Raw genomic sequence first — 22,516 nt, 5'->3', positions numbered from 1 at the left:
CCGACGCCGCGGGAGGTTGACGCCGGTCACGTCACGCGCCCCCTCTCGCCGGGCCGCCGCCGGGTCCCCACCAGCGCGGCCAGGTCCGGGGCCAGGGGCAGCTCGACCGTGTGCAGCGCCGGGTGCTCCAGCCAGCGCAGCCGCGCCCGGTCGACCCGGCCCTCGTGTGTCGGGGGCCATTCGGTGGCCGGGGTGAAGTCGTCCAGGACCACCGTGCCGCCCGGGGCGAGCAGCCGGCCCACGTCGGCGGCCGGGTCCTGCTCCGACTTGCCCTGCCCGCCTCCGTCCAGCACCAGCAGGTCGTACGGACCCCGCTCGCCGATCCGCGTCCAGTCGCCGGGGAGCACGTCCACCCCGGGCCGGTCGGCGAACACCTCCGCGGCGATCCGCGCGCGCCGGGGATCCCGTTCCACGCTCACCAGCCGTACGCCCTCGCCCGCTCCGGACGCCAGCCAGGCCAGCCCCACGCCGCAGCCCGTGCCCGTCTCCCCGATGGTCCCGCGCGCCCCGCCCGCCAGGGCGTGCAGCAGCCGCCCCTGTTCGGGCCGGCAGGAGTAAAGGAACCCGTGGGCCCGGGCGGCGGCCAGCGCCCGTTCGACCAGCGGCGGCAGCCTCCCGGCCGCCGTGTCGTAGGAGTCCGTTCCGGAGATCGACATGCCGCCGATCCTGCCGCAGCGTGCGTACCGGGTCACGGCCCAGGCCCCTCCGTTGCCGGGATGTTGTTAGCCTGCCCGGCAGTCGCACTGCCGTACGAGCTGGTCGCAGCGCCCCTGGAGGAGTCCCCGTGCCGTCCGCCCCGCCCCGCATCGCTCTCGTCACCTGCCGTCCCGGTCCGCAGGTCAGTGTCGACCGGGATCTGCCCGTGCTGGTCGCGGCGTTGCGGGACGCGGGGGCCGAGGCGTCCGTCGAGGTGTGGGACGACGACGCGGTGGACTGGGGCGATTTCGATCTCGTCGTCATCCGGTCCACCTGGGACTACAGCTGGCGGGCGGCCGAGTTCACGGCCTGGGCCGAGGCGTGCGGGAAGCTCACGCGGCTGGCGAACCCGCCGGCGGTGGTGCGCTGGAACACCGACAAGCGCTACCTCGGGGAGCTCGCGGCGGCCGGGGTGCCCGTCGTCCCCACCCGGTACCTGGCCCCCGGCGATCCGGTCGGCCTGCCCGGCGACCACGAGTACGTCGTCAAGCCGACCTCCGGCGCGGGCGCCCGGTTCGCCGCCCGCTACACGCCCGACCGGCACGCCACCGCCGTACGGCAGGTGGAGCGGATGCACGCCGAGGGGTTCACGGCGATGGTCCAGCCGTATGTGCGCAGCATCGACACGGCCGGTGAGCGGGCCCTGCAGTACGTCGGCGGGGAACTGCTGCACGCCAGCCGCAAGGGAGCCGTCCTGACGCCCGGCACGCCCTACGACGAGCGGAAGGTCGCGCATCCCGGCCTCGAGCCCTGGACGGCCACCCCGGCCGAACGCGCCGTCGCCGAACGGGCCCTGGCCGCCGTGCCCGGCGCACCCGAGCTGCTGTACGCCCGGGTCGACCTGGTGGACGGGGAGGACGGGCTGCCCCGGGTGATGGAGCTGGAGCTGGTCGAGCCGAACCTGTTCCTGTGGCTGCACGAGGGCTCGGTGCCGCGCGTCACCGAGCAGATCGTCAGGGCCGCCGGCCGTCGGCCGCCGTCCGCTGGAGCAGCCCCCAGGTGAACTCCGCGACCACCTCGTGCCGCCTCCCCTCCGCGTCCGGGGCGGTGAAGGCGAGCCCCCACCGTGTGGGCGCCGAGCCCTGCAGCGGGCGGGCCGGGGCGAAGGCGCGGGCGGCCTCGTCGACCGTGCAGGACCAGGGGGTCAGGTCGTCCAGCGTGCGCAGCCGCGGGCCCTCGGCGCCCGGGGCGCGGACCAGCCACTCGTTCCAGACGACGCCCCTCTCGGCCACGAGCACCTCGAAGCGCAGGTCCGGCCAGAGGGGGAGCGGCCACTGCCGGGCCTCGCACTCCAGGTCCCCGATGCGGCGCGGGGCCGCCGACTCGGGCTCGCCCAGCACCGAGCGGTAGCGCGAGGCGGCGGACCGGGACCGCGGGGAGCGGATCATCGCCTGCCAGCGCCGGTTGGCCTCCCGCATGTCCGCGACCGAGGCGCCCAGCTCGTGGCGGGCGTCCTCGACCAGGCCCGGGTTGTGGTCGGCCATGCGGCGCAGCAGTACCAGCTGGAAGTCGAGCGGCGTGAACGGGCCGGCGGGGCGCTGGGAGGACGGCATGGGCCCATCGTCGCTCACCGGGGCAGGACGGGCGCGCGTGCCCATTGCCCCGGCAAACGCAGTATGAGTAGCCTGTGTTCGCCATTCCGATCGCCTGTTGATATCTCGAACATCGGGTATCGCGACCGCAGGCGCCTGAGACACCTAGGGAGGGGGCCGGACATGGGACGTCTCGTACCAGCCGTGACCCGGGCTCTCGACATACTGGAGCTCTTCCTCGACGGGGACGGCACGCTCTCCGCCCCCGACATCGTGCGCCGGCTCCAGCTGCCGCGCACCACCGTGCACGAACTGGTCACCACGCTCGCCGCCCGCAAGTACATCGTCCCCGTGGCCGGCCAGCCCGGACGGTACCGGCTCGGGGTGCGTCCGTACCAGCTCGGCGCCCGCTACGCCGAGCACCTCGACCTCGCCGCCGAGGGCCAGCAGGTCGCCCGGAGCGTCGCCGAGACCTGCGACGAGACCGTGCACGTGGCCATCCTGGAGGACACCGACGTCATCTACATCGCCAAGGTCGACTCCACGCACGCGGTGCGCATGGTGTCGGCGGCCGGGCGCCGGCTGCCCGCCCACTGCACGTCCGTCGGCAAGATGCTGCTGGCCTCCCTGCCCGAGCCGGAGCTCGCCGCCCGCTTCCCCGACGGCGCCGAGCTGACCGCGATGACGCCGAACAGCATCACCGACCCGGCGTCCCTGCGCGCGGCCCTGGCCGAGATCCGCGAGCGCGGCATCGCGGTGGAGAACCGCGAGTCCAACCCGGACGTGTCCTGCGTGGCCGCCCCGGTCCGGGACCGCACCAGCAGGGTCGTCGCCGCGCTGTCGATCTCCGTGCCCATGATCCGCTGGAGCGAGGGGCGCCGCGCCGAACTGGAGGAGCTCGCCGTGAAGGGCGCCGCCGACCTGTCCGAGCGCCTCGGCCACCGGAGCGTGGCATGACGTACGAGGTGGCGGTACGGGCCGAGGCGGCCCTCGGCGAGGGACCGACCTGGGACGCGGACGCGGGCCGGCTGATCTGGGTGGACATCCTCGGCTGCCGCGTGCACACCTACGATCCCGTCTCCGGGCGGCGGACGGTGCGCACGACCGAGCAGCACGTGGGCGCGGCCAAGCCGCGGGCCGGCGGCGGGCTCGTCCTGAACCTGCGGGACGGCATCGCCGTCGTCGACCCCGACGGGACCTTCCGCCTGCTGCACCACGACCCCGTCCCCGGCCGCCGGGCCAACGACGCCGCCGTCGCCCCCGACGGCAGCCTCTGGGCCGGCACCATGCGCTACGACGAGGCCCCCGGCGGCGGCACGCTCTCCCGCCTCACCGGCGACGGCACCGTGACGACCGTCCTGGACGACGTGGCGGTCAGCAACGGCACCGGCTGGAGCCCCGACGGGCGGCTGATGTACTACGTCGACTCGCCGACCCGCCGGATCGACGTCTTCGCCCACGACGACGCGCACGGCCGTGTCGCCGACCGGCGCCCCTTCGTCACCGTCGAGGAGGGCGCAGGCTTCCCCGACGGACTCGCCGTGGACGCCGACGGCTGTGTGTGGGTGGCGCTGTGGGGCGGCTCGGCGGTACGCCGCTACACGCCGGACGGCACGCTGGACCGGGTGATCGACCTGCCCGTCCCGCTCGTCACGGCCTGCGCGTTCGGCGGCGCCGGGCTGACCGACCTGTACGTCACCACCGCCCGCACCGGCCTCACCGCCCCGCACCCGCTCGCCGGGTCGGTCCTGGTGGTGCCCGGAGCGGGCAAGGGACTGCGGCAGCCGGCGTTCACGGGCTGACCGGGGCGCGCGCTCAGGCGCCGGTGCGGTCCAGGGCGCGCAGGACGTCCCGTTCGGACGGGGTCAGCGGGGGCTCGGTCGCCGGGGGCAGCGGGGGGCCGGCGAGCGCGGCCAGCAGGGTGGCCGGGCGCAGGACGCGGGCCGGTCCCGTCAGGATGCTGGTCACGTCCCACAGGGCGGCGGCCGCCGGATAGGAACCGGCCGCCGTCCTCGTCAGGCGCCGGGTGTACGCGGTGACGAGCCGGTCCGCGGCGTTCGGCTTCCCGCCGCGCGTGCCCGGGTACCTGACGTCCTGGCCGACGGCCATGGCCCACGCCGCGTCGACCGACCGGGCCGCCCCCCGCTGCACGCGGCGGGCGAGACCGGGCGCCGTGACGCCGGCCCCGCGCACCTCCCCGGCCAGTACCCGCGCGCCCAGCGCGGCCACCGACATGCCCTGCCCGTAGGCCGGGTTGAAGGTGGCCAGCGCGTCGCCGAGGACGACGAACCCCTCGGGCCAGTGCGGGGCCTTCTCCACGTAGCGCCGCACATTGCTGGTGCTGCGGCTGACGTGCACCCCGGTGAGCGGCTCGGCGCCCGAGATCAGCCGGCCCACGATCGGGTCGGGCAGCTCCAGCGTGTAGCGCAGGAAGCCCTCCGGGTCCGCCGGCGGCTCGCCGCCCCGCGTGCCGGCGAGGCTGACCATCCAGCGGTCGCCCTCGATGGGCAGGACCATGCCGCTGCGGCCCGGCCGGGACGCGTACGGGTCGGCCTGCACGACCGTCAGCGGGAACCGCCCGGCGCCCTCCGGGACGCGGTAGACGCGGGTGGCGTTGACCAGGCCGGAGTCCACGGTCCGCTCCCGGACGCCGGTCACGCCGAGGCCGTCCAGCCAGGTGAGCAGGCGCGAGCCGCGACCGCTCGCGTCGACGACGAGGTCGGCGTCGAGGACGTCGTCCCCGGCCCCTTCGGCCGTCGCGGCGCGGACACCCGTGACGCGCCCCGGACCGCCCGTCAGCTCCCGCACGGTGGCCCTGCGGATGCCGACCCCGGCCCGTTCGAGCACCGCCTCGCGCACCGCCCAGTCCAGCAGCGCCCGGCTGCAGGTGAGCATGGCGGGGCCCTCGTGGCGCCAGCGCCGCAGCCAGCCGTCGGGCGTGAGCGCCAGCATGCCCGAGCTCAGGGATATCTCGTGCGCCCCGGCCGCGAGCAGCCGCTCGCGCATCCCGACGCCGGGCACGAGGTCCTCGATGGCGGCCAGGCCCCCGGCCATCAGCAGATGCGCGTGCCGCCCCTGCGGCAGGCCCCGGCGGTGCTCCGGTCCGTCCGGCAGCTCGTCGCGCTCCAGCACGGTCACCTCGTCCACCGCGGTGGACAGCGCCGCCGCGGCCAGCATGCCGGCCAGCCCTGCACCGATGACGACAGCTCTACGGGACACGGTTCTCCTCCGGTTCGGCCGGACTGCGGTCAACTCCCGCCGGACCCCCACGCGTTCAGCCGTGGGTCCAGCCGTGGGCGGCCCTCACCGTACCTTCACGCACGGCGTCGCCGGCCGGGGATGCCGCCAGTGCGCGGGCCAGTTCCACCAGTCCGCCCGGGCCGGAGACCTCCGTGGCGTGCAGCCGGTACGTGCTCGGGGTGTCCAGGGGCGCCTCCCGCGCGGCGGCGCGGCGCGCGGCGTCGGCGAGCATCGCCGCCTCCGCGGCCAGCCGGGCCTGGTGGGCGGAGCGGCCCGCGCGCAGGGCGGCGTCCCGCTCCCGTTCCCGCACCCCGTCGTCGAAGTACGGGGCGAGCGCGAGCAGCGCGTCGTGGATGGACACCTCGCGCCACTGGAGCCGCTCCCGGGGCAGCTGCCACCAGGCGGCCGGCGGCTTCGGGGCGGTCGGCACGAACCGCAGCAGCGCCCACAGCGGGCCGAGCCCGCGGTAGTCGTCCAGGCCCCGCCACTGGGCCACCACCGCCGGCAGCAGCCGCGGCAGCACGAAACCGGCGGAGCAGGTCAGGGCGCCGAGCGAGGCCATGGGCGGGGCGAGCGTCGTGGACAGGAAGTCCAGGTCGTGGCCCCGCCAACGAGCCACCACCGCCGTGTACTTGGCCAGCTGGAAACCGACCACGTCGAGCACGCTGCCGACCAGGATCAGCCGCAGCCCGGTCCGCAGCAGCCCGTCGACCTCCCGCAGCCACCGGACGCACACCGCGCACATCACCAGCGTCGCGGCGCTGTGCCCGAGCAGGTACAGCAGGATCATCTCGCGCATGTACGGGGTGTTGGCGTAGTACGTGTCGAGGTCGGTGAGCCGCTCCGTGTGCGCGTCGGCGAGCACGAACAGCACGACGAGCGCGACGATCAGCAGCCCGTAGGCGCCCATGCTGCGCAGCACCCGGCGCCGGACCCGCGCGCGGGAACCGCCCCGCCAGTTGATCAGCAGCACGAGCAGCGAGCAGCTGTAGGCCGACAGCATCCCGTACGTCAGGGGTGCCCCGAAGTTCGGTACGCCCGTGAGGTCGTTGACGGCGGCGAGGGTCAGCGGAGCCGCGCAGACGAAGACCAGGGAGCCGAGGACGATCGCCGCGCAGGTGGACAGGGCCAGCGGGCTGCGCACGGGACCGCGCGGCCGGCGCACCAGCACCAGGCAGGACAGCCCGAACACCCCGGCCGCCAGATACACGACGAGACTCATGCCGGAGAACTCCGTTCGCTCGGCGCCCGGTTCACAGACGCCCGGTCCACACCCTCCCCTTCATACCCCGCCCGCCCTGGCCGTCGCGCCGCGCTCCCGGGCCGGGGCGACGGGTCGGGCGGCGGCCAGCGCGTCGGCGATGCGCACCAGCGCGGCCGGTCCGGGCAGCCGTTCGGGCAGCCGGCCGGCGGCGTCGGCGCGGGGGCCGCCGTACGTCCCGCCCGGGGGAGTGTCCCAGAGTTCCGTGTCCCGCGCCGCGGAGGCCACCGCCACCGCCCACGCGTGCGCCTCGGCCCGCTCGCGGTCGCCGCCGGCCCGCAGCACGTCCTCGCGCGCGCGGTCGAACAGGGCGCCGTCGAGATGCGGGGCGAGATGGCTCAGCGCGTTGTGGATGCTGGTCTGCCGCCACACCAGCCGGGTCGCGGGCGACGACAGGCGCGGCCGGGGCAGCCGCAGGGAGCGCCGGGTGAGGACGTCGTCGAGCACCCGCTCCAGCGGCGCCAGCCGCGCGTACGTCCGCCCGGCCCGCCGCCACTCGGCGGCCCGCGGGGCGACCAGCGGGATCAGGATCCCGGCGACCGTCAGGAAGGCGCTCACCGCGGCCGCCGCCGGGGAGATCCCGGTGACGAGCACCGGCCAGTCCCGCCCGCTCCAGCGCGCGGCCACGGCCGCCAGCTTGGAGACGCTGTACCCGGCGTTGCACAGCGTGCCGGCCCCCAGCACCGTCAGCCCCACCCGCAGCGGGCCGTGCACCTGCCGGGCCCAGCGCAGCGCCGACACCGTGGTGACCGTGACGGCGGTGAGGTGCCCGGCCAGGTACAGCACGATCATCTGGCCGATGTACGGCGTCGTCGCGTAGTAGGTGTCCAGGTCGGTCCGGCGCTCCACGGGCGCGTCGCCCAGCGCGAAGGCGACCGCGATGCCGAGGACGACGAGCGTGTACGCGAGGATCCAGCGGCGCGCGACGAGGCGCACCCGGGGGCCGCCGCGCCAGTACACGATCAGCACCTGCGCGGCGGCGCCGTACGCGGTGATCGACGCGTAGGTGAGCGGCGCGGCCAGGTTCGGGACGCCGCTGAGCCGGTTGACGGCGCCGACGGTCGGCGGGGCGCCGAGGAGGAAGCAGAGCCCGGCCAGTCCGAGGACCGCGCAGAGAGAGCGCAGGTAGGGGTCGTGCCGGTGGCGCACCAGGTCGGGAGCCCTGGCGGCCAGGCCGAGCCACAGCACGGCGCTGCTGACGTAGTTGGCCAGGCCGATCACCGGTGGTGCCCCCGGTAGTTGAGCGCGGCGCCGATGCGTCCGGCCAGGCCCTCGGCGTCGTCGTCCCGCGCCGCGTACACGGAGTCCTGCGGGGCCTCCAGCCAGCCGCGCAGCCGGCGGCCCATCAGCATGCCGAAGCGGTCGGCCTCCTGCTCCTCGGTCAGGCTGAAGTCGGTGCGCGCGGCGACGGCGCGGGGCCGGCCGTCCCCGGCCGGGGACGGTTCCGCTTCCGTGTCCGCCGCGTGCCGGTTCATGTGCCACACCTCGTGGCAGAGGATCACGATCTGGTGCCACACGGCGGCCCGCCGGTCGACCACCACGACGTCGTGCGTCCCGGCCTCCAGCCACAGCCCGCTGGCGGTGTGCGGCGGGAAGGTCTCCCGGCGGACCACGATCTCGCGGCCCCGCCACGCGGCGACGGACGCGACGAGCGCCTCGAACAGGGCCTCCGGGTCCGCGGGGACCGGCACCCGGATGGGGTCGATGAGCGCGTCGGCGAGGCGACGCATCTGCCTGCTCGTACGCACCGTTCTCCTCCCGGGTCCCGTTCCGCTCGCGGGGTGCCGCGCGGTCCACCCGTGCAATATGCCAAGACTCCGGTCCGCTCAGCCACCTCCGGGCGGTGACCCGGCGGCGGGATACCGCCCGCAGGGCGTCGGGGTGGGCGAGGCGCGGGAGAAGGCCACGTTACGCGCCCGCCTCCGCCCGCGTCCCGCGATCCGGAGACCGACGTTCCATGAGAAAAGCCCTCCGCCGCGCGAAAGTCCTGCGCGACTTATTGACGTGTGCGTGCTCCCACCTTACGTTCCCGTTCGAAGTTACGAGCGTGATTCGAAATCTCGAACGGGCGGGGGAGGGCTCTCCCTTCGCGCACCGGTACATCACCAACAGATGGGGCAGGGCATGGGACGACCTGGCCTGAATCGCAGGCACTTTCTGGCCGCGGCGGGCGGCCTGACGGTCGCGGGCAGCTTCGGCTTCGCGGCCCTCGGCACGGGCGCCGACGCCCTGGCCTCGGACGCCGGCACGCGGGTGCGCTACTGGAACCTCTTCAGCGGCGGCGACGGCTACAACATGATCGCGATGCTGGACGCCTTCCGTGAGGACAACCCCGGCATCGACGTGAAGGACTCCACCCTCCAGTGGGGCAGCCCCTTCTACACCAAGCTCGCCATGGCCGCGGCCGGCAACCGCGCACCGGACCTCGGCGTCATGCACCTGGGCCGGGTGCCCGGCTTCTCGCCCGGCCGCCTCCTCGACCCCTGGGACGTCGAGCTGCTCGCCAAGTACGGCGTACGGGAGGCGGACTTCAACCCCACCCTGTGGAAGCGCGCCGTCGTCGACGGCAAGCTCTACGCCCTCCCGCTCGACATCCACGTCCAGCTCTGCTTCTACCGCAAGGACGTGCTGAAGAAGGCGGGCCTGCTCGGTGCCGACGGGCGGATGGTGTCCCCGACGTCGACCGACGAATGGTTCGCCATGCTGAAGGAGGCCAGGGCCGCCACGAAGAAGGGCCTGCAGACCATCGGCCTGTGGCTCAACGACCAGAACTTCCAGTGGTGGTTCTTCGTCGCCTTCTACACCCAGCTCGGCGGCACCTGGTTCGACGACGCGAAGACCGAGGTCACCTTCGACACCGACAAGGCCACCCAGGTCCTGGAGTTCCTGCGCCGGCACATCACCGACGGGTACGCGAACCCGGGCTTCGGAGGCGGCGCGGGCGCCGAACAGTTCGTCAACGGCTCGCCGTTCGTGTGGGAGGGCAACTGGTCCGTGCCGGTCTTCGACAGCGCGAAGATCGACTACGGCGCGGTCCCGCTGCCGCCCGTCTTCGGCAAGCAGGCCACCCACGCCGAGTCGCACTCCTTCGTGCTGCCCCACCAGGCCGGCCGCGGCGGCGCCACCAACGACGGCGCGCACCGACTCGCCGCCTACGTCGTCAAGCACGCCCGGCAGTGGGCCGCCGGCGGACACATCCCCGCGTACACGCCGACCCTGTCCACGGCCGAGTACAAGAAGCTCCAGCCCCAGAACGAGTACGTCTCCGCGATGGACCACCAGGCCACCGAGCCCAAGGTGTGGTTCGCCGGCTCCACCGGCATCCTCGCCCAGCGCGTCGGCCCCCTCGTCGTCTCCTCGACGATGGGCTCCGCGGGGCCGGACGCCGCCGCCCGCCGGATGAAGAGCATGCTCGGCCAGTTGCTCGCCACCAAGAACCCGATGGACGGCCTCACCGCCGCGCAGGGAGGTGCGGCCGCATGACGACGACCAGCGCCGAGACCGTCATCCGCCCGGCACGCGCCGAGGCCGCGGCCGGCACCGCCACCCTCCGCCGCGGGCAGGGCTTCCAGCACGGCGGCTGGTTCGTCGCCCCCTTCCTCCTGCTGTTCGCCCTGTTCGTGATCTGGCCCCTGCTGCGCGGCCTGTGGCTCAGCTTCACCGACGCCAACATCTCCGGCGACGGCGCGGACTTCATCGGCTTCGACAACTACCGCGAGGCGTTCCAGGACCCGCTGATGTGGGACGCGTTCGGCCACAGCGCCTTCTTCACGCTGCTCGTCGTGCCCTGCATCACCGTCCTCGCCTTCCTCCTCGCGATGCTCGCCCACCACATCGAGCGCGGGAAGTGGCTGTGGCGGCTGTGCTTCTTCCTGCCGTTCCTGCTGCCGTCCACCGTCGCCGGCAACCTGTGGCAGTGGCTGTTCAACCCCGGCACCGGCATGATCAACCACGTCTTCGGCATCGACACCCCGTGGCTGACCGACAAGTCGTACGCCATGCTCGCCGTCGTCATCTGCACCCTGTGGTGGACGGTCGGCTTCAGCTTCCTGCTCTACCTCGCCGCCCTCCAGGGCATCCCCGCCCACCTGTACGAGGCCGCCCGGCTGGACGGGGCGGGCGCCTGGCACCGCATGGTCCACATCACCCTGCCGATGCTGCGCAACATCACCGGCCTCGTGATCGCCCTGCAGATCCTCGCCTCGCTCCAGGTCTTCGACCAGGCCGTCGTGATGATGGACTTCGGCACCGGTCCCGAGGAATCGACCCGCACGTTCGTGCAGTACACCCTCGAAGAGGGCTTCACCAGCTACCGCGTGGGCTACGCCTCCGCGATCTCCATCATCTTCTTCGTGCTCATCGCGGCCGTCGCCCTCGCGCGGATGTGGCTGCTGCGCAACCGTGAGGAGGGCGGCCGATGACCACCGCCGTACAGCAGACACGGGTCAAGCCCCGCAAGGCGTGGACGCCCAGCCAGATCGTGCTCACGCTGATCGGCGCGGCCGTCTCCGCGGTGATCCTCTCGCCGCTCGTCTGGGCGCTGTTCACCTCCCTGAAGTCGGAGACCGAGGCCGTCGAGGTGCCGCCGCACTGGCTGCCGAAGGACTGGACCGGCCAGGCCTGGACGGCCATCTTCGAGACCGGCAACATCACCGACTGGTTCGTCAACTCCGTCGTCGTGTCGGTGTGCGTGACGACCGTCGTGCTGTTCGTGAGCGCGCTGGCCGGATACGGCTTCGCCCGCACCGAGTTCCGCGGCAAGGGCGTCCTGATGGGCGTGGTGATGGCGGGACTCATGGTCTCCCCGGCCGTGCTCGGCGTCCCCCTGTTCACGACCGTCCAGCAGATGGGGATGGTCGACACCTACTGGGGCATGATCCTGCCGCAGTGCGCGCCCGCCGCGATGGTCTACATCCTCTACAAGTTCTTCCAGGGCATCCCGCGCGAACTGGAGGAGGCCGCCTTCATCGACGGGGCGGGCCGCTGGCGGGTGTTCTTCACCATCGTCCTGCCGCTGTCGCGCCCCTCCCTCGCCGCGGTCGGCATCTTCACCTTCATCGCGTCGTGGAACAACTTCCTGTGGCCCTACATGGTCACCAACAACCCCGACCTGATGACCATGCCGAACGGCATCGCGACCGTCATGAACTCCTACGGCATCCAGTGGGCCCAGCTCATGGCCGGCGGTCTCATGGCGGGCCTGCCGCTGATCATCGTCTTCGTCTTCTTCCAGCGCCAGATCGTGGCGGGTGTCGCGCACACCGGCCTCGCGGGCCAGTGACCAGCCCGAGACAGGAGCCCGTCGCATGAAGCGCCTGAGACTCGCCACCGTGCTCGCCGCCGCCGTCCTGGCCTTCCTCCCGGCCACCGCACGGGCGGACACCGCCTACTCCGACCCCCAGCCGGTCAGTGGTCAGCAGATCGTCCACGACCCCACGGTCGTCCGCCTGAAGTCCGGCGGCTACGTCGCCTATTCGACCGGCGGCGTGATCGGCGCCCGCACCTCGAAGGACCGCGTCCACTGGGACGACGCGGGCAACGCCTTCGCCGAGCCGCCGAGCTGGTGGTACGAGTACAACGCCACCGGCGACCCCTGGGCCCCCGACCTCTCGTACCGCGACGGCCGCTACTGGCTCTACTACGCCGTCTCCTCCTGGGGCACCAACCACTCCGCGATCGGCGTCGCCACCTCCCGCACCGGCCTGCCCGGCACCTGGACCGACCACGGCAAGGTCTTCACCTCGGAGACGACCGACACCTGGAACGCCATCGACCCGGCCGTGATCCGGGCCGACGGCAGGCTGTGGATGGCCTTCGGCTCCTACTGGTCCGGCATCCGCATGGTCGAACTGGACCCGGACACGGGCAAGGCCACCGCGAACGCGCCGGTCCGCCACCTGGCCACCCGCCCCGACGAGCCGTACGCCGTCGAGGGCCCGTACATCGTCAGACACGGCCGCTACTACTACCTGTTCGCGTCCTACGACGCGTGCTGCTCGGGCGTGAACAGCACGTACAAGATCCGCGTCGGCCGCTCGGCATCGGTGACCGGCCCGTACGTCGACAGCAGGGGCAAGCCGATGCTGGAGGGCGGCGGCGACCTTCTCCTGGCCGGCCACGGCCGCTACGTCGGCCCGGGCGGCCAGTCCGTCTTCCGCGACCGGGGCCAGGACTGGCTGGCCTACCACTACTACGACGCCGAGGACGACGGCACCCCCAAGCTGGGGCTCAACGCCCTGAGCTGGAAGAAGAACGGCTGGCCGGTCATCCATTAGGGGCGCGGGGCTGTGTCCATGTGCGGCTCCGCCGCGTGGGCGCGACAAGCCCCCACCGAGCCGCAGACGACAATGAACCCTTGAAAGGAACCCATGCGAACCGCCCGCTTCACCCTGGACCCCGCTTTCACCGTAGGTGAGGTAAACCCCCGCCTCTTCGGCTCCTTCGTGGAACACCTCGGCCGCTGCGTCTACACCGGCATCCACGAGCCCGGCCACCCCACCGCGGACGCGGACGGCATCCGGCAGGACGTGCTGGAACTGGTCCGGGAACTCGGCGTGACCGCCATCCGCTACCCCGGCGGGAACTTCGTCTCCGGCTACAAGTGGGAGGACTCCGTCGGCCCGGTGGAGGACCGCCCCCGCCGCCTGGACCTGGCCTGGCGCTCGACGGAGTCCAACCGCTTCGGCCTGTCCGAGTACATCGCCTTCCTCAAGAAGATCGGCCCCCAGGCCGAACCGATGATGGCGGTCAACCTCGGCACCCGCGGCGTCGCCGAGGCCCTCGAACTCCAGGAGTACGCCAACCACCCCGCCGGCACGGCCCTGTCGGACCTGCGCGCCGAGCACGGCGACAAGGACCCCTTCGGCATCAGGCTCTGGTGCCTCGGCAACGAGATGGACGGCCCCTGGCAGACCGGCCACAAGACCGCCGAGGAGTACGGCCGCCTCGCCGCCGAGACGGCCCGCGCCATGCGCCAGATCGACCCGGACGTCGAACTCGTCGCCTGCGGATCCTCCAGCCAGGCCATGGACACCTTCGCCGAGTGGGAGGCGACGGTCCTCCAGGAGACGTACGACCTCGTCGACTACGTCTCCCTGCACGCCTACTACGAGCCGCTCGACGGCGACGTCGACTCCTTCCTGGCCTCGGCCGTGGACATGGAGTCCTTCATCGAGAACGTCGTCGCCACCTGCGACCACATCGGCGCCCGCCTCAAGTCCAAGAAGAAGATCAACCTCTCCTTCGACGAGTGGAACGTCTGGTACATGGCCAAGACCCAGGCCGAGGTCAGCGCCCTGGACTGGCCCGAGGCGCCCCGCCTGCTGGAGGACAACTACAGCGTCATGGACGCCGTCGTCTTCGGCTCGCTCCTCATCGCCCTGCTGCGGCACGCCGACCGCGTCACCGTCGCCTGCCTCGCCCAGCTCGTCAACGTCATCGCCCCGATCATGACGGAACCGGGCGGCCCCGCCTGGCGCCAGACGACGTTCTTCCCGTTCGCCCAGGCCTCGAAGTACGGCCGCGGCGACGTCCTCGACGTCCGGGTGGACTCCCCGACGTACGAGACGAAGAAGTACGGCGAGACCGACCTGCTGCACGCCACCGCCGTGCGCGCCGAGGACGGCACGGTCACCGTCTTCGCCGTCAACCGCTCCCGCACCGAGCCGCTGCCGCTCGACGTCGCGCTCGGCGGCCTCGGTCTGACCGAGGTCGTGGAGCACAGCGCCCTCGCGGACGCCGACCCCGACGCCCGCAACACGCTCGCCGAGCCCGAGCGGGTCGTCCCGCACCCGGTCGAGGGCACGGCCCTGACGGACGGCCGGCTCACGGCCGTCCTGGAGCCGCTGTCCTGGAACGTGATCCGGCTCGGCTGAGCCGGGGTCAGGGCTCCCGGCGGCCGGGGGAGGCGACCGGTGCCACCGGCACCCCTCCGGCCGCGCTGCCCAGCAGGGTGAGCCGTACCGTCCCCGGCCCCGCCGGGGTGCCGTCGCCGGCCAGCACCGCCAGCGCGAGGGTGTTGGCGGCGGCGCGCGTGCGCAGGATGCCGTTCGGCAGGACGAGCGTGTGCTGGGGGCTCGTCCCGCCGTTGACGTACTCGCCCATGTTCCAGCCGTTCAGGAAGACCTGAACGCGGTAGTCGCGGGCCGGGTCGTCGTCGAGGGTGAGCCCGACCGAGGCGTCGACGTCCGGCGGGACGTCCAGCCGGAACGTCGTCCGGTACCAGGTGACGCCCTGCCGCCGGTCCGCGCGCGGGAAGGACACGGACTCCCAGCCGCCGTCGCCGTACCCCGGCAGGTGCCAGCCCTTCCGCTCCCCGTACAGCCCGCCGTTGTTGAGCGGCCCGCGCACGGGGTCGGGGGCCGCCGCGCCCCGCACCCGCCAGCGCACGGCCGGCGAGGCGCCCTGGAAGGTGACCGAGGTGAGCCCCCGGGCCGCCCGGTAGTCGTCCTGGCCGTGCTGCGTGCGCCGGACCAGGACGGACAGGACGGGGGAGGGCGACCGCCCCGCGAGCGCCCGCTCGCGCAGCCGCCTGCGCAGCCTCTCCGGCACACGGAAGCCGGCCGTGCCGGTCCGCGTGCCGTTCCCGTCCTCCTGCCCCACGTGGTGGGTGCCCAGCGGCTCCCCGTCCAGCCAGGCCATGAGCATCCCCCGCGCGCCCGTGCTGTACGCGAGGGAGACGGACTCCAGGGAGGCGGCGCCGGTGAGCCGGCCCCGGTACCAGACGTCGCCGTAGTGGAAGCCGTAGTCGTCGGCGAAGAGCACGGGCTGCTCCTCGGGCACGGGCGTCGTGCCGGCCGATGTCCTGCGGTCGGCGACCGTCCACCCAGAGTCGTCGTAACCGGGGTCGGCCTCCGGGTTCTCGTCCCGCCGCCGCCAGCCGTCGAGCGCGGGCAGCGTCACGTCCGGCACGCCGGGCAGCGGCTGCCTCGACCGCAGGCTCTGGGCACGGCTGACCGACGTGGCGACCGCGCGGCCGTTCCAGGTGACGTCGGTGATGCCGCGCGGCGCCCACACCTCCAGCCCGTACGCGTCGACCGTGTCACCGGTCAGCCGCACCGTGTGGCCGTCCAGGACGGCGTCGCGCAGCAGCGCCGGGCCGTACACGAGCCCCTTGCCCGACGGGGTCTCGTACGGCCACAGCCGCAGGGACACGGCGTCGTCGGCGAAGAGCAGCAGCAGCGTGCGGTCGGAGCCGCCGCTGCGCACCCGCACCCGGGTCAGGCCGGCCTCCCCGAGCGGCACTGTCACGTGCAGCTTCTCCTTGTCGTACGCCCAGGCGGCCTCTTCGTCCAGCCGGGTGGGCCACGGCTCCTCCGGGCAGTCCAGCACGAGGTGGGCCATCTCGCCGGTCCGGCCCACGAAGGCGGCGATGTCCAGCCGCCCGACGCTCAGGGTCAGCAGGGGCTGCACGGTGGCGTAGGCCAGTTTCCGTCCCCCGCCCAGGTCGAGCCCGGCGGCGAGCAGTCTGGCGTCCCGCGCGGGCACGGTGACCGGCACGTCCGTCCCGTCCAGCGGCAGCGTGGACGTCACGTCCGCGGTCGAGTCGTTGCGCAGGACGTACACGTGGGCGTCGGTGTCCGGGTTGGTCAGGTGGCGCACCTGGATCCGGGCGTCGCCGGCCCGGACGGCGGGCGCCGCGTCCAGCCGCACCATGTCGGGGACGTGGCGCAGGAGGTGCCCTATCTGGTGGAGCGGGGCGAGCTTGTCCGTGGGCCTGCGCGCCTCGTCGATCGGCGCCGTGGGGTCGTACGTGGGCGCGGGCGCCGACGGCGCGGCCAGCCAGCCCCACGAGGTCCCGCCGAACGCCGTGCCGGTGTCGTGCAGCGTGAGGCCCTGCGCGAGGTGGGTGAGATGGACCCGCCGCGCCTCGGCCGCGCCGGCGGTCCGGTCCGCCTCCCCCCAGGTGAGCGGGGTGTCGCCGTGGAGGAGGGGTACGTCGATGCCGTCCGCGCGGACCTTCTCGTGCAGGTGGCTCAGCAGCTCGGGACGCGGGGCGTCGGCCCGGTAGAGCAGGACCGTGCCGGTGCCCCGCGTGTACTGGTGCCGGGCGGCGATCGCGTTGACCCGGCTCAGCCACTCGTCGGCGTGCCGCAGATGTGCCGGGTCGGTGGTCCGGGGGTCGCCCTCTGCCGCCGCGAGCCAGCCCGGCAGACCGCCGGCGTCGACGTCCGCGCCGATGTACGGGCCCGGCCGCAGCACGACGTACAGACCGGTCTCGGCGGCCGTGCGCAGGAACAGGTCCAGGTCGCGGACGCCGGTGAAGTCGTACTGTCCCGGGCCGGGGGAGTGCTGGTTCCAGGCGACGGGCACGCCGACCGCGTTGAAGCCGTACGCCCGCATCTTCTGGAGCACGTCCCGCCACAGGGACGGGCTCGGCAGCCGGAAGGGGTGCAGCTCGCCGGCCCACAGCGCGAGGCGTCTGCCGTCGACCAGCAGGGAGTACCGGTCGAAGGCGATCCGGTGGCGCACCCCGTCGGCGCGGGGCGGCGCGGGCGGCGGACCGGTGGGTACCGGGCCGGGCGCGCCGGAGGCCGGCACCGCCCCGCCGCTCACGCTGCCGCCGAGGGCGAGACCGAGGACGGTGGTGCCCGCGAGGGCGCTGAAAATTCGTCTGCTGAGCTCCAAGGGAGCCTCTCCTGTTGCCTGTACCGCTGGTGCCGGTGCGTCCACCGGGTCACCTGTGCCGGGCCCATTGTCCACAACGCCCCGCACAATGGACGTATGAGGATCTCGGCACGGGCGGACTACGCGGTACGGGCGGTTCTGGAACTCGCCGTCCGGCAGGACGACTGCCCCGTGAAGGCGGAGGTGGTCGCCACCGCCCAGGACATCCCGCACAAGTTCCTGGAGGGCATCCTCGGAGACCTGCGCCGGGGCGGCATCGTGGAGAGCCGGCGCGGCGGGGGCGGCGGGTACCGGCTGGCCCGCGAGGCGGCCGAGGTCACCGTGGCGGACGTCATCCGGGCGGTGGACGGGCCGATCGTCTCGGTGCGCGGCGAGCGGCCGACGGGCCTGGTGTACACGGGCACGGCGGGGCCGCTGCTGCCCCTGTGGGTGGCGCTGCGCGCCAACGTCCGCCGGATCCTGGAGGGCGTGACCATCGCGGACCTGGCGGCGGACGCGCTGCCGGACCCGGTACGGGAGCTGGCGGCGGAACCGGCGGCGTGGGAGAACCCGTAAGGAGCGCGTGGGGGCCGCATACGGCGGGCGCCCCGACGGGTCACGGCCCGCTCGGCCGGCACAGCAGGGGCTTGTCCAGTTCCGCGCAGGGGCGGTGGCCCTTGGAGCGGATGACGTCCTTGCCGACCTCGTTGGCGAGGTAGCGCAGGAAGCCCGCGGCGATCGAGTCCGCCGGGGGTTCCCCGTAGGTGTAGGCGATCTCGGTCTCCCAGTACGGGTACGCGCCCTCGTCGGCGCCTTCGAGGGTCGCCGGATAGCCGTCGATGCGGACCAGCCGCACGTCGTGGCGGGCGGTGGCGGCGCCGACCTCGCTGTGGCCGAGGGCTCCGGGGGTGGAGGCCACGGTGTCCAGCAGGGTCGGCGTGCCGCCGACCTCGCAGCGGCCCGGCTTCCGCGCGTCCAGGCTGTTGCAGTCGTTGGCGGTGGTGGCGAGCAGCGGCCTGCCGTCCAGCACCTGCTTCTGGAGCGTGGTCCGGGTGCCGGAGCCGGGGTTGCGGCTGACGAGCTGGATGGGCAGGTCACTGCCCTTGACCTGGCTCCAGTTGGTGATCTCGCCCGCGTAGATGCGCCGCACCTGATCCAGCGACAGGTCCCGGACCCCGGCGTCCTTGTTCACGACGAGCGTGAACAGGGACAGGGCGACGGGTCTGGGCAGCAGTTGGGTGCGGCCGTCGGACTTGGGGCCGTCGCTGAAGGACAGCCGGTCGCCCAGGCCCTCCTTCGGCGCCGCCCTCCGTCCTGCCGCCGCGAGGGCGTCCAGACCGGGGACGCTGCCCTTGAAGGAGTCGTCGGTCAGCGGGATCCGGGCGTCGGTGCAGGTCTTCGTGTACTGCTTCGCGGCCTGTTCCAGGACCGGCTGGAAGGCGGTGGAGCCCGACAGGTACAGCGTGCCCGCGGCGCAGTCCAGCGGCGCCGCCCGCCGGTCGTCGTCCCGGGTGAAGGTGGACACGGACTGGGCGACGCTCACCAGGACGAGGACGGCGAGCAGCCAGCGGACCGGCCGTGAGGCGAAGGGGTAGTACTCGGTCCTCTTGATGGTCCCGCCGCGCACCCCGCCGACGACGCCCGCGGTGACCTCCGGGTCGGGGAAGTCCGCGTCGGTGAACTCCGGAACGCGGTCCAGGACCGCCAGTACCTTGTAGTGCGCCCGGCGGTTGAGCTTCACCTTGGGCAGCCTGATGACACCGTCCGTGGACCCGAGGCCCGGCGTTCCCGGTGCGAAGAAGTCGCGCAGCACGGTGTGGCTGCACTCCGTCACGACCATGCCGACCACGCGGCGGCCCGGGAACGCCACGCGTATGCCCACCGGGTCGTTGGCGGGAGCCACGTAGTCGTCCTCGACGATCGGGGTCCAGCCGACGTTCTCGATGCGCAGCAGGACGACCGACGGGTCGCGCAGATCGGTGCCGTCCCATTGCAGCCGCCGCAGGATCCCGGCCGCCGGTCCGGACGAGGTGGCCGAGTCCCGGGCGGTGGTGTCCATCTGCACGCGGTAGCCGAGCCGTTTGCGGCCCGCGAGGAAGAACTCCCACAGGGCGGCGGTCACGGGCACGGCGAGGCCGAGCACGGCGATCACCGACTCCCACGTAACACCGTTCATTACCGGCTCCAGGGACAGGGCGGGCGGACGGAGGGAGGCCATGGTGACCGGGGGCAGGGCCGGGCGCCGGGGGATGCGCCGACCGTCCGTCGCGAATTCACCGGTGTGTCACCCGTGGCCCACGGTGTTTTCCGGACGTTGGTTGCGGTTGCTGCGCGGGCCGTTGACGCGCAAAGGGTTCGACTCTACGGTCCCGTCCGACAAGACGATCAGCGTTCGATATAACGGACAGGAGTCCCCCCACGTGAGCCGCAAGAGAACCGCACTCCTCGCTCTTCCCGCCGCCGCCCTGCTCGCCCTCCTCCCGACCGCGGCATCGGCCTACCCGAACCCCGGCCGGGTCACCGGCTCCGTCGTCACGCACGACCCGACGATGATCCGCACCGCGTCCGGGCAGTACCAGCTCTACGCCACCGGCGGCGGCATCAGCAGCAAGACGTCCGCCGACCGCACCGCCTTCTCCGCCGGCGCGGACGCCTTCGGCACCCGGCCGGGCTGGTGGTCCCAGTACTCCTCCGTCCCGGAGGCCTGGGCGCCGGACATCTCGTACCACGGCGGCAAGTACCTGATGTACTACTCCGTCTCGAAGTTCGGCACCAACACCTCGGCCATCGGCCTCGCGGGCTCCACCAGCGGGCAGCCGGGCAGCTGGAGCGACTACGGCATCGTCCTCACGTCGAACGCGTCCAGCGACCACAACGCCATCGACCCCAACCTCTTCGTCGACGACGACGGCAGGTGGTGGCTGTCCTTCGGCAGTTGGTGGACCGGGATCAAGATGATCCGGATCGACCCGGCCACCGGGAAGCAGCTCTCCTCGGACACCGCCCGCCGCTCCCTCGCCTCCCGGCCGACCGGCACCAAGGCCGTCGAGGCCCCGTACGTCGTCAAGCGGAACGGGTACTACTACCTCTTCGCCTCGTACGACACCTGCTGCGCCGGCACCAGCTCCACGTACAAGGTCAAGGTGGGCCGGGCGAGCAGCGTCACCGGGCCCTACTACGACAAAAGCGGCGTCTCGATGATGAACAACGGCGGGACGCCCGTGCTCGAGTCGCACGGAAGCGTCATCGGCCCCGGCGGACAGTCGATCATGAACGACGTCGACGGGGACCTGATCGTCTACCACTACTACGACGGCAACGACAACGGCACGCCCAAGCTCGGCATCAACCTGCTGGACTGGAGCAGCGGCTGGCCCGTCGCCCGTTGAGCGCCGGCGGTCAGCCCGTGCGGCCCATGCCCGCCGCGTCCGGCCAGGCCTGCGGTCCCGGGCGGCCCGTCGCCGGGACCGGGTCCAGGCCGTTGGTGCCCCGGACCTGGGCGGCCGTGAGGCCCCCGCGGGCCGGGACGCCGGGCGGGGTGGGGCCGGTGGGCACCGGATACCCGGCCGCCGCGGCAGCCGGGGCCGGGGCGGGTACGGGCGCCGGTACGGGGGTGGGCTGCGGGACCGGTGCCGGGTGGGGGACCGGCCCCGGCTGGGGATACGGCGCGGTCGGCTGAGGCAGCGGCACCGGCTGCGGATACGGCGGCGCCGGCTGGGGGAACGGCGCCGGCTCCGGGACCCGCTGAGGTGCCGTCGGCACCGGCATCGGGCCGGGGGCCGCCGCTGGGGCGACGGGCACCGCGGCGGGGAGCGGCATGCCGGTGCCGACGGCCGGAGGGGCGAGCTGCCGCAGGCCGGCCCCGTTGGTCTCGCTCATCAGGCGGTCCACCGCCGCCGTGCCCGAGCTGTAGCCGGTCCCTGTGGCCGGCCCGGGCACGGCGGCTCCCCTCCCGGTCCCGTAGAGCACCTGTTCCAGGCCGGACACCAGGCGACGCACGTCCACCTGGGGGCGCACCACGAGACGCAGGAAGCGGCTGGAGGAGCCGATCTTGTTGCCGCACTCGCGGACCAGGACCCGGTGCTCGGTGAGCATGCGGTCCCGGACCACGGTGCCCTCGGCGCCCACGGGAAGGCGGACGAAGAGGAAGTTGCCCTGGGAGGGATACACGGTCAGGCCGGGCAGCGCCGACAGCCGGGCGGCCATCTCCAGGCGGTCGCGGCGGACCTGGTGCAGGCTCTGCGCGTACTCGGGGCCGTGGTCGCGCAGCATGAACACCACGTGCTCGGCGAAGGAGTTGAGGTTCCACTTGGGGAGCATGGCGCGCACCCGCCCGGCGAGCGCGGGGTTGGCGACCAGGTAGCCGAACCGGATGCCGTGCAGCCCGAAGTTCTTGCCGAGGCTGCGCAGGACGACGACGTTGGGCCGCAGCATCGCCTCCTGGACCACGCTGGGCTCGGCCTCCGCGTCGGCGAACTCCAGGAAGGACTCGTCGACGACCACCAGGTCCCGGTCGGCCATCGCGTCCATGAACTGCACGAGCGCCTGCTTGTGCAGATAGCCGCCGTCGGGGTTGTTGGGGTTGCAGACCACCACCGCCCGCGTCCCCCTGGCCCGGACGAACTCGGCGTACTGCCCGAGGTCGAGGGCGAAGCCGCCGGCCTCCTGGAGCGGGAACATGTCGACCCGCTTGCCGGTCTCCATCGGCTGGTCGGTCCAGCGGCCGAAGGTGGGGACGGGGACGGCGAGGGAGTCGCGGACCAGGAGGTGGTCGAGCCAGGTGATCAGCTCGGTGGAGCCGTTGCCCATCGCCACGCACTGCGGGGGGAGCTGGAGCAGGCCGCACAGTTCGGCGGTGATGGTGTCGGCGCCGCTCGGGTAGTACGTGACGATCTCGCGCAGCCGTCCGGCCATCTCGTCGAACATCGCCGGGGTGGGGAAGTACGGGTTGCAGGGGATGCAGAAGTCCACCGGCCCCGCGCCGTCGCCGCTCTCCCGCGTCAGCGCCGCCATCGAGGGGCTGTGCGCCGCGGTGCTGCGGAACAACGAGGTGACGTTGCCGGACAAGGGGACCTCCGTCTGTGGACGGCCCGCGCGGGGGAGCGCGGGCCGCCCTCACATACGGAGACGGGCGGGACGCCGTTCAACTCGTGTGAAGGAAGTGTGTCCCCCGCACGGCGTC

Annotated in this window: 19 protein-coding genes; 10 read left to right on the top strand and 9 right to left on the bottom strand. The window is 73.3% G+C overall.

Going from position 1 to position 22,516, the window contains the following annotated elements; all coding sequences use genetic code 11:
* Positions 1 to 26 precede the first annotated feature (26 nt).
* Positions 27 to 656, bottom strand: coding sequence for an O-methyltransferase (locus ACIRG6_RS02400; RefSeq protein ID WP_403320319.1), 630 nt, complete (start codon positions 654 to 656; stop codon positions 27 to 29).
* Positions 657 to 784: 128 nt separating this feature from the next.
* Here ACIRG6_RS02400 and ACIRG6_RS02395 point away from each other — a divergent pair, with 128 nt between their 5' ends.
* A complete protein-coding gene (locus ACIRG6_RS02395) occupies positions 785 to 1,699 on the top strand; it encodes an ATP-grasp domain-containing protein (protein ID WP_403320317.1) in 915 nt (304 codons plus the stop codon).
* Here the strand turns inward: ACIRG6_RS02395 and ACIRG6_RS02390 are convergent.
* On the bottom strand, positions 1,650 to 2,249 hold the full coding sequence (locus ACIRG6_RS02390; RefSeq protein WP_403320315.1) for a hypothetical protein: 600 nt from the start codon (positions 2,247 to 2,249) through the stop codon (positions 1,650 to 1,652). The genes ACIRG6_RS02395 and ACIRG6_RS02390 overlap by 50 nt on opposite strands.
* A 162-nt stretch (positions 2,250 to 2,411) precedes the next feature.
* On the opposite strand from ACIRG6_RS02390, the gene ACIRG6_RS02385 reads away from it, so the two are divergent.
* Both ACIRG6_RS02385 and ACIRG6_RS02380 read left to right on the top strand, forming a co-directional pair.
* Positions 2,412 to 3,185 carry an IclR family transcriptional regulator gene (locus ACIRG6_RS02385; RefSeq protein WP_403320312.1) on the top strand — a complete coding sequence of 258 codons (774 nt, stop codon included), beginning with the start codon at positions 2,412 to 2,414 and terminating at the stop codon, positions 3,183 to 3,185.
* Positions 3,182 to 4,030, top strand: coding sequence for an SMP-30/gluconolactonase/LRE family protein (locus ACIRG6_RS02380; RefSeq protein ID WP_403320309.1), 849 nt, complete (start codon positions 3,182 to 3,184; stop codon positions 4,028 to 4,030). Before ACIRG6_RS02385 ends, ACIRG6_RS02380 begins: the two co-directional genes overlap by 4 nt.
* Positions 4,031 to 4,043: 13 nt before the next feature.
* On the opposite strand, the gene ACIRG6_RS02375 is transcribed toward ACIRG6_RS02380, so the two are convergent.
* Genes ACIRG6_RS02375 through ACIRG6_RS02360 form a run of 4 tightly spaced genes read right to left on the bottom strand, consistent with a single transcriptional unit; the run spans position 4,044 to position 8,477 of the window.
* On the bottom strand, positions 4,044 to 5,447 hold the full coding sequence (locus ACIRG6_RS02375; RefSeq protein WP_403320308.1) for an NAD(P)/FAD-dependent oxidoreductase: 1,404 nt from the start codon (positions 5,445 to 5,447) through the stop codon (positions 4,044 to 4,046).
* Positions 5,448 to 5,502: 55 nt separating this feature from the next.
* Entirely contained in the window at positions 5,503 to 6,690 is a 1,188-nt protein-coding gene (locus tag ACIRG6_RS02370; protein WP_403320307.1) for an MAB_1171c family putative transporter, read from the bottom strand.
* A 60-nt stretch (positions 6,691 to 6,750) separates the two neighbouring features.
* A complete protein-coding gene (locus ACIRG6_RS02365; RefSeq protein WP_403320305.1) occupies positions 6,751 to 7,950 on the bottom strand; it encodes an MAB_1171c family putative transporter in 1,200 nt (399 codons plus the stop codon).
* Positions 7,947 to 8,477: a toxin gene (locus ACIRG6_RS02360; RefSeq protein ID WP_318218425.1), complete on the bottom strand. Its 531-nt coding sequence runs from the start codon at positions 8,475 to 8,477 to the stop codon at positions 7,947 to 7,949. Before ACIRG6_RS02360 ends, ACIRG6_RS02365 begins: the two co-directional genes overlap by 4 nt.
* Positions 8,478 to 8,853: 376 nt before the next feature.
* Here ACIRG6_RS02360 and ACIRG6_RS02355 point away from each other — a divergent pair, with 376 nt between their 5' ends.
* The 5 genes from ACIRG6_RS02355 to arfA all read left to right on the top strand — a co-directional run bounded on the left by ACIRG6_RS02355 (position 8,854) and on the right by arfA (position 14,603).
* The gene (locus tag ACIRG6_RS02355; RefSeq protein WP_364677282.1) at positions 8,854 to 10,212 is read left to right on the top strand and encodes an extracellular solute-binding protein; all 1,359 of its coding nucleotides are present in this window, start codon (positions 8,854 to 8,856) and stop codon (positions 10,210 to 10,212) included.
* Complete coding sequence (locus tag ACIRG6_RS02350; protein WP_403320302.1) at positions 10,209 to 11,150, top strand: carbohydrate ABC transporter permease; 942 nt, start codon at positions 10,209 to 10,211, stop codon at positions 11,148 to 11,150. The genes ACIRG6_RS02355 and ACIRG6_RS02350 overlap by 4 nt, the downstream gene beginning before the upstream one ends.
* Positions 11,147 to 12,010, top strand: a complete 864-nt coding sequence (locus ACIRG6_RS02345) for a carbohydrate ABC transporter permease (RefSeq protein WP_318218422.1) — start codon at positions 11,147 to 11,149, stop codon at positions 12,008 to 12,010. The genes ACIRG6_RS02350 and ACIRG6_RS02345 overlap by 4 nt, the downstream gene beginning before the upstream one ends.
* A 25-nt stretch (positions 12,011 to 12,035) precedes the next feature.
* Positions 12,036 to 13,004 (top strand): arabinan endo-1,5-alpha-L-arabinosidase, encoded by a 969-nt coding sequence (locus ACIRG6_RS02340; RefSeq protein WP_403320299.1) that lies wholly within the window; start codon positions 12,036 to 12,038, stop codon positions 13,002 to 13,004.
* A gap of 93 nt (positions 13,005 to 13,097) precedes the next feature.
* The gene (gene arfA, locus ACIRG6_RS02335; RefSeq protein WP_364677289.1) at positions 13,098 to 14,603 is read left to right on the top strand and encodes an arabinosylfuranosidase ArfA; all 1,506 of its coding nucleotides are present in this window, start codon (positions 13,098 to 13,100) and stop codon (positions 14,601 to 14,603) included.
* A gap of 7 nt (positions 14,604 to 14,610) precedes the next feature.
* Here the strand turns inward: arfA and ACIRG6_RS02330 are convergent, their stop codons facing one another.
* Positions 14,611 to 17,355: a beta-galactosidase gene (locus ACIRG6_RS02330; protein ID WP_403320297.1), complete on the bottom strand. Its 2,745-nt coding sequence runs from the start codon at positions 17,353 to 17,355 to the stop codon at positions 14,611 to 14,613.
* 96 nt (positions 17,356 to 17,451) lie between these two features.
* On the opposite strand from ACIRG6_RS02330, the gene ACIRG6_RS02325 reads away from it, so the two are divergent.
* Positions 17,452 to 17,910: an RrF2 family transcriptional regulator gene (locus tag ACIRG6_RS02325; RefSeq protein WP_189227965.1), complete on the top strand. Its 459-nt coding sequence runs from the start codon at positions 17,452 to 17,454 to the stop codon at positions 17,908 to 17,910.
* Positions 17,911 to 17,950: 40 nt separating this feature from the next.
* Here ACIRG6_RS02325 and ACIRG6_RS02320 read toward each other — a convergent pair whose 3' ends face one another.
* Positions 17,951 to 19,510, bottom strand: a complete 1,560-nt coding sequence (locus ACIRG6_RS02320; protein ID WP_364677292.1) for a substrate-binding domain-containing protein — start codon at positions 19,508 to 19,510, stop codon at positions 17,951 to 17,953.
* A 244-nt stretch (positions 19,511 to 19,754) separates the two neighbouring features.
* Between ACIRG6_RS02320 and ACIRG6_RS02315 the strand changes: the two genes are divergently transcribed.
* Positions 19,755 to 20,723, top strand: a complete 969-nt coding sequence (locus ACIRG6_RS02315; protein WP_403320295.1) for an arabinan endo-1,5-alpha-L-arabinosidase — start codon at positions 19,755 to 19,757, stop codon at positions 20,721 to 20,723.
* A 10-nt stretch (positions 20,724 to 20,733) separates the two neighbouring features.
* Here the strand turns inward: ACIRG6_RS02315 and ACIRG6_RS02310 are convergent, their stop codons facing one another.
* Positions 20,734 to 22,401, bottom strand: a complete 1,668-nt coding sequence (locus ACIRG6_RS02310) for a pyridoxal phosphate-dependent aminotransferase (RefSeq protein WP_403320293.1) — start codon at positions 22,399 to 22,401, stop codon at positions 20,734 to 20,736.
* Positions 22,402 to 22,516: the final 115 nt, after the last annotated feature.

This window comes from Streptomyces flaveolus (genome assembly GCF_044765825.1).
Classification (GTDB): domain Bacteria; phylum Actinomycetota; class Actinomycetes; order Streptomycetales; family Streptomycetaceae; genus Streptomyces; species Streptomyces flaveolus.
This window is presented reverse-complemented; position numbering and strand designations above follow the sequence as displayed.

Coding starts and splice junctions, on each gene's coding strand:
- ACIRG6_RS02325 (WP_189227965.1), top strand. CDS start 17,452: ATGAGGATCTCGGCACGGGCGGACTACGCGGTACGGGCGGTTCTGGAA.
- ACIRG6_RS02385 (WP_403320312.1), top strand. CDS start 2,412: ATGGGACGTCTCGTACCAGCCGTGACCCGGGCTCTCGACATACTGGAG.
- ACIRG6_RS02380 (WP_403320309.1), top strand. CDS start 3,182: ATGACGTACGAGGTGGCGGTACGGGCCGAGGCGGCCCTCGGCGAGGGA.
- ACIRG6_RS02340 (WP_403320299.1), top strand. CDS start 12,036: ATGAAGCGCCTGAGACTCGCCACCGTGCTCGCCGCCGCCGTCCTGGCC.
- arfA (WP_364677289.1), top strand. CDS start 13,098: ATGCGAACCGCCCGCTTCACCCTGGACCCCGCTTTCACCGTAGGTGAG.
- ACIRG6_RS02320 (WP_364677292.1), bottom strand. CDS start 19,510: ATGAACGGTGTTACGTGGGAGTCGGTGATCGCCGTGCTCGGCCTCGCC.
- ACIRG6_RS02345 (WP_318218422.1), top strand. CDS start 11,147: ATGACCACCGCCGTACAGCAGACACGGGTCAAGCCCCGCAAGGCGTGG.
- ACIRG6_RS02350 (WP_403320302.1), top strand. CDS start 10,209: ATGACGACGACCAGCGCCGAGACCGTCATCCGCCCGGCACGCGCCGAG.
- ACIRG6_RS02400 (WP_403320319.1), bottom strand. CDS start 656: ATGTCGATCTCCGGAACGGACTCCTACGACACGGCGGCCGGGAGGCTG.
- ACIRG6_RS02355 (WP_364677282.1), top strand. CDS start 8,854: ATGGGACGACCTGGCCTGAATCGCAGGCACTTTCTGGCCGCGGCGGGC.
- ACIRG6_RS02390 (WP_403320315.1), bottom strand. CDS start 2,249: ATGCCGTCCTCCCAGCGCCCCGCCGGCCCGTTCACGCCGCTCGACTTC.
- ACIRG6_RS02370 (WP_403320307.1), bottom strand. CDS start 6,690: ATGAGTCTCGTCGTGTATCTGGCGGCCGGGGTGTTCGGGCTGTCCTGC.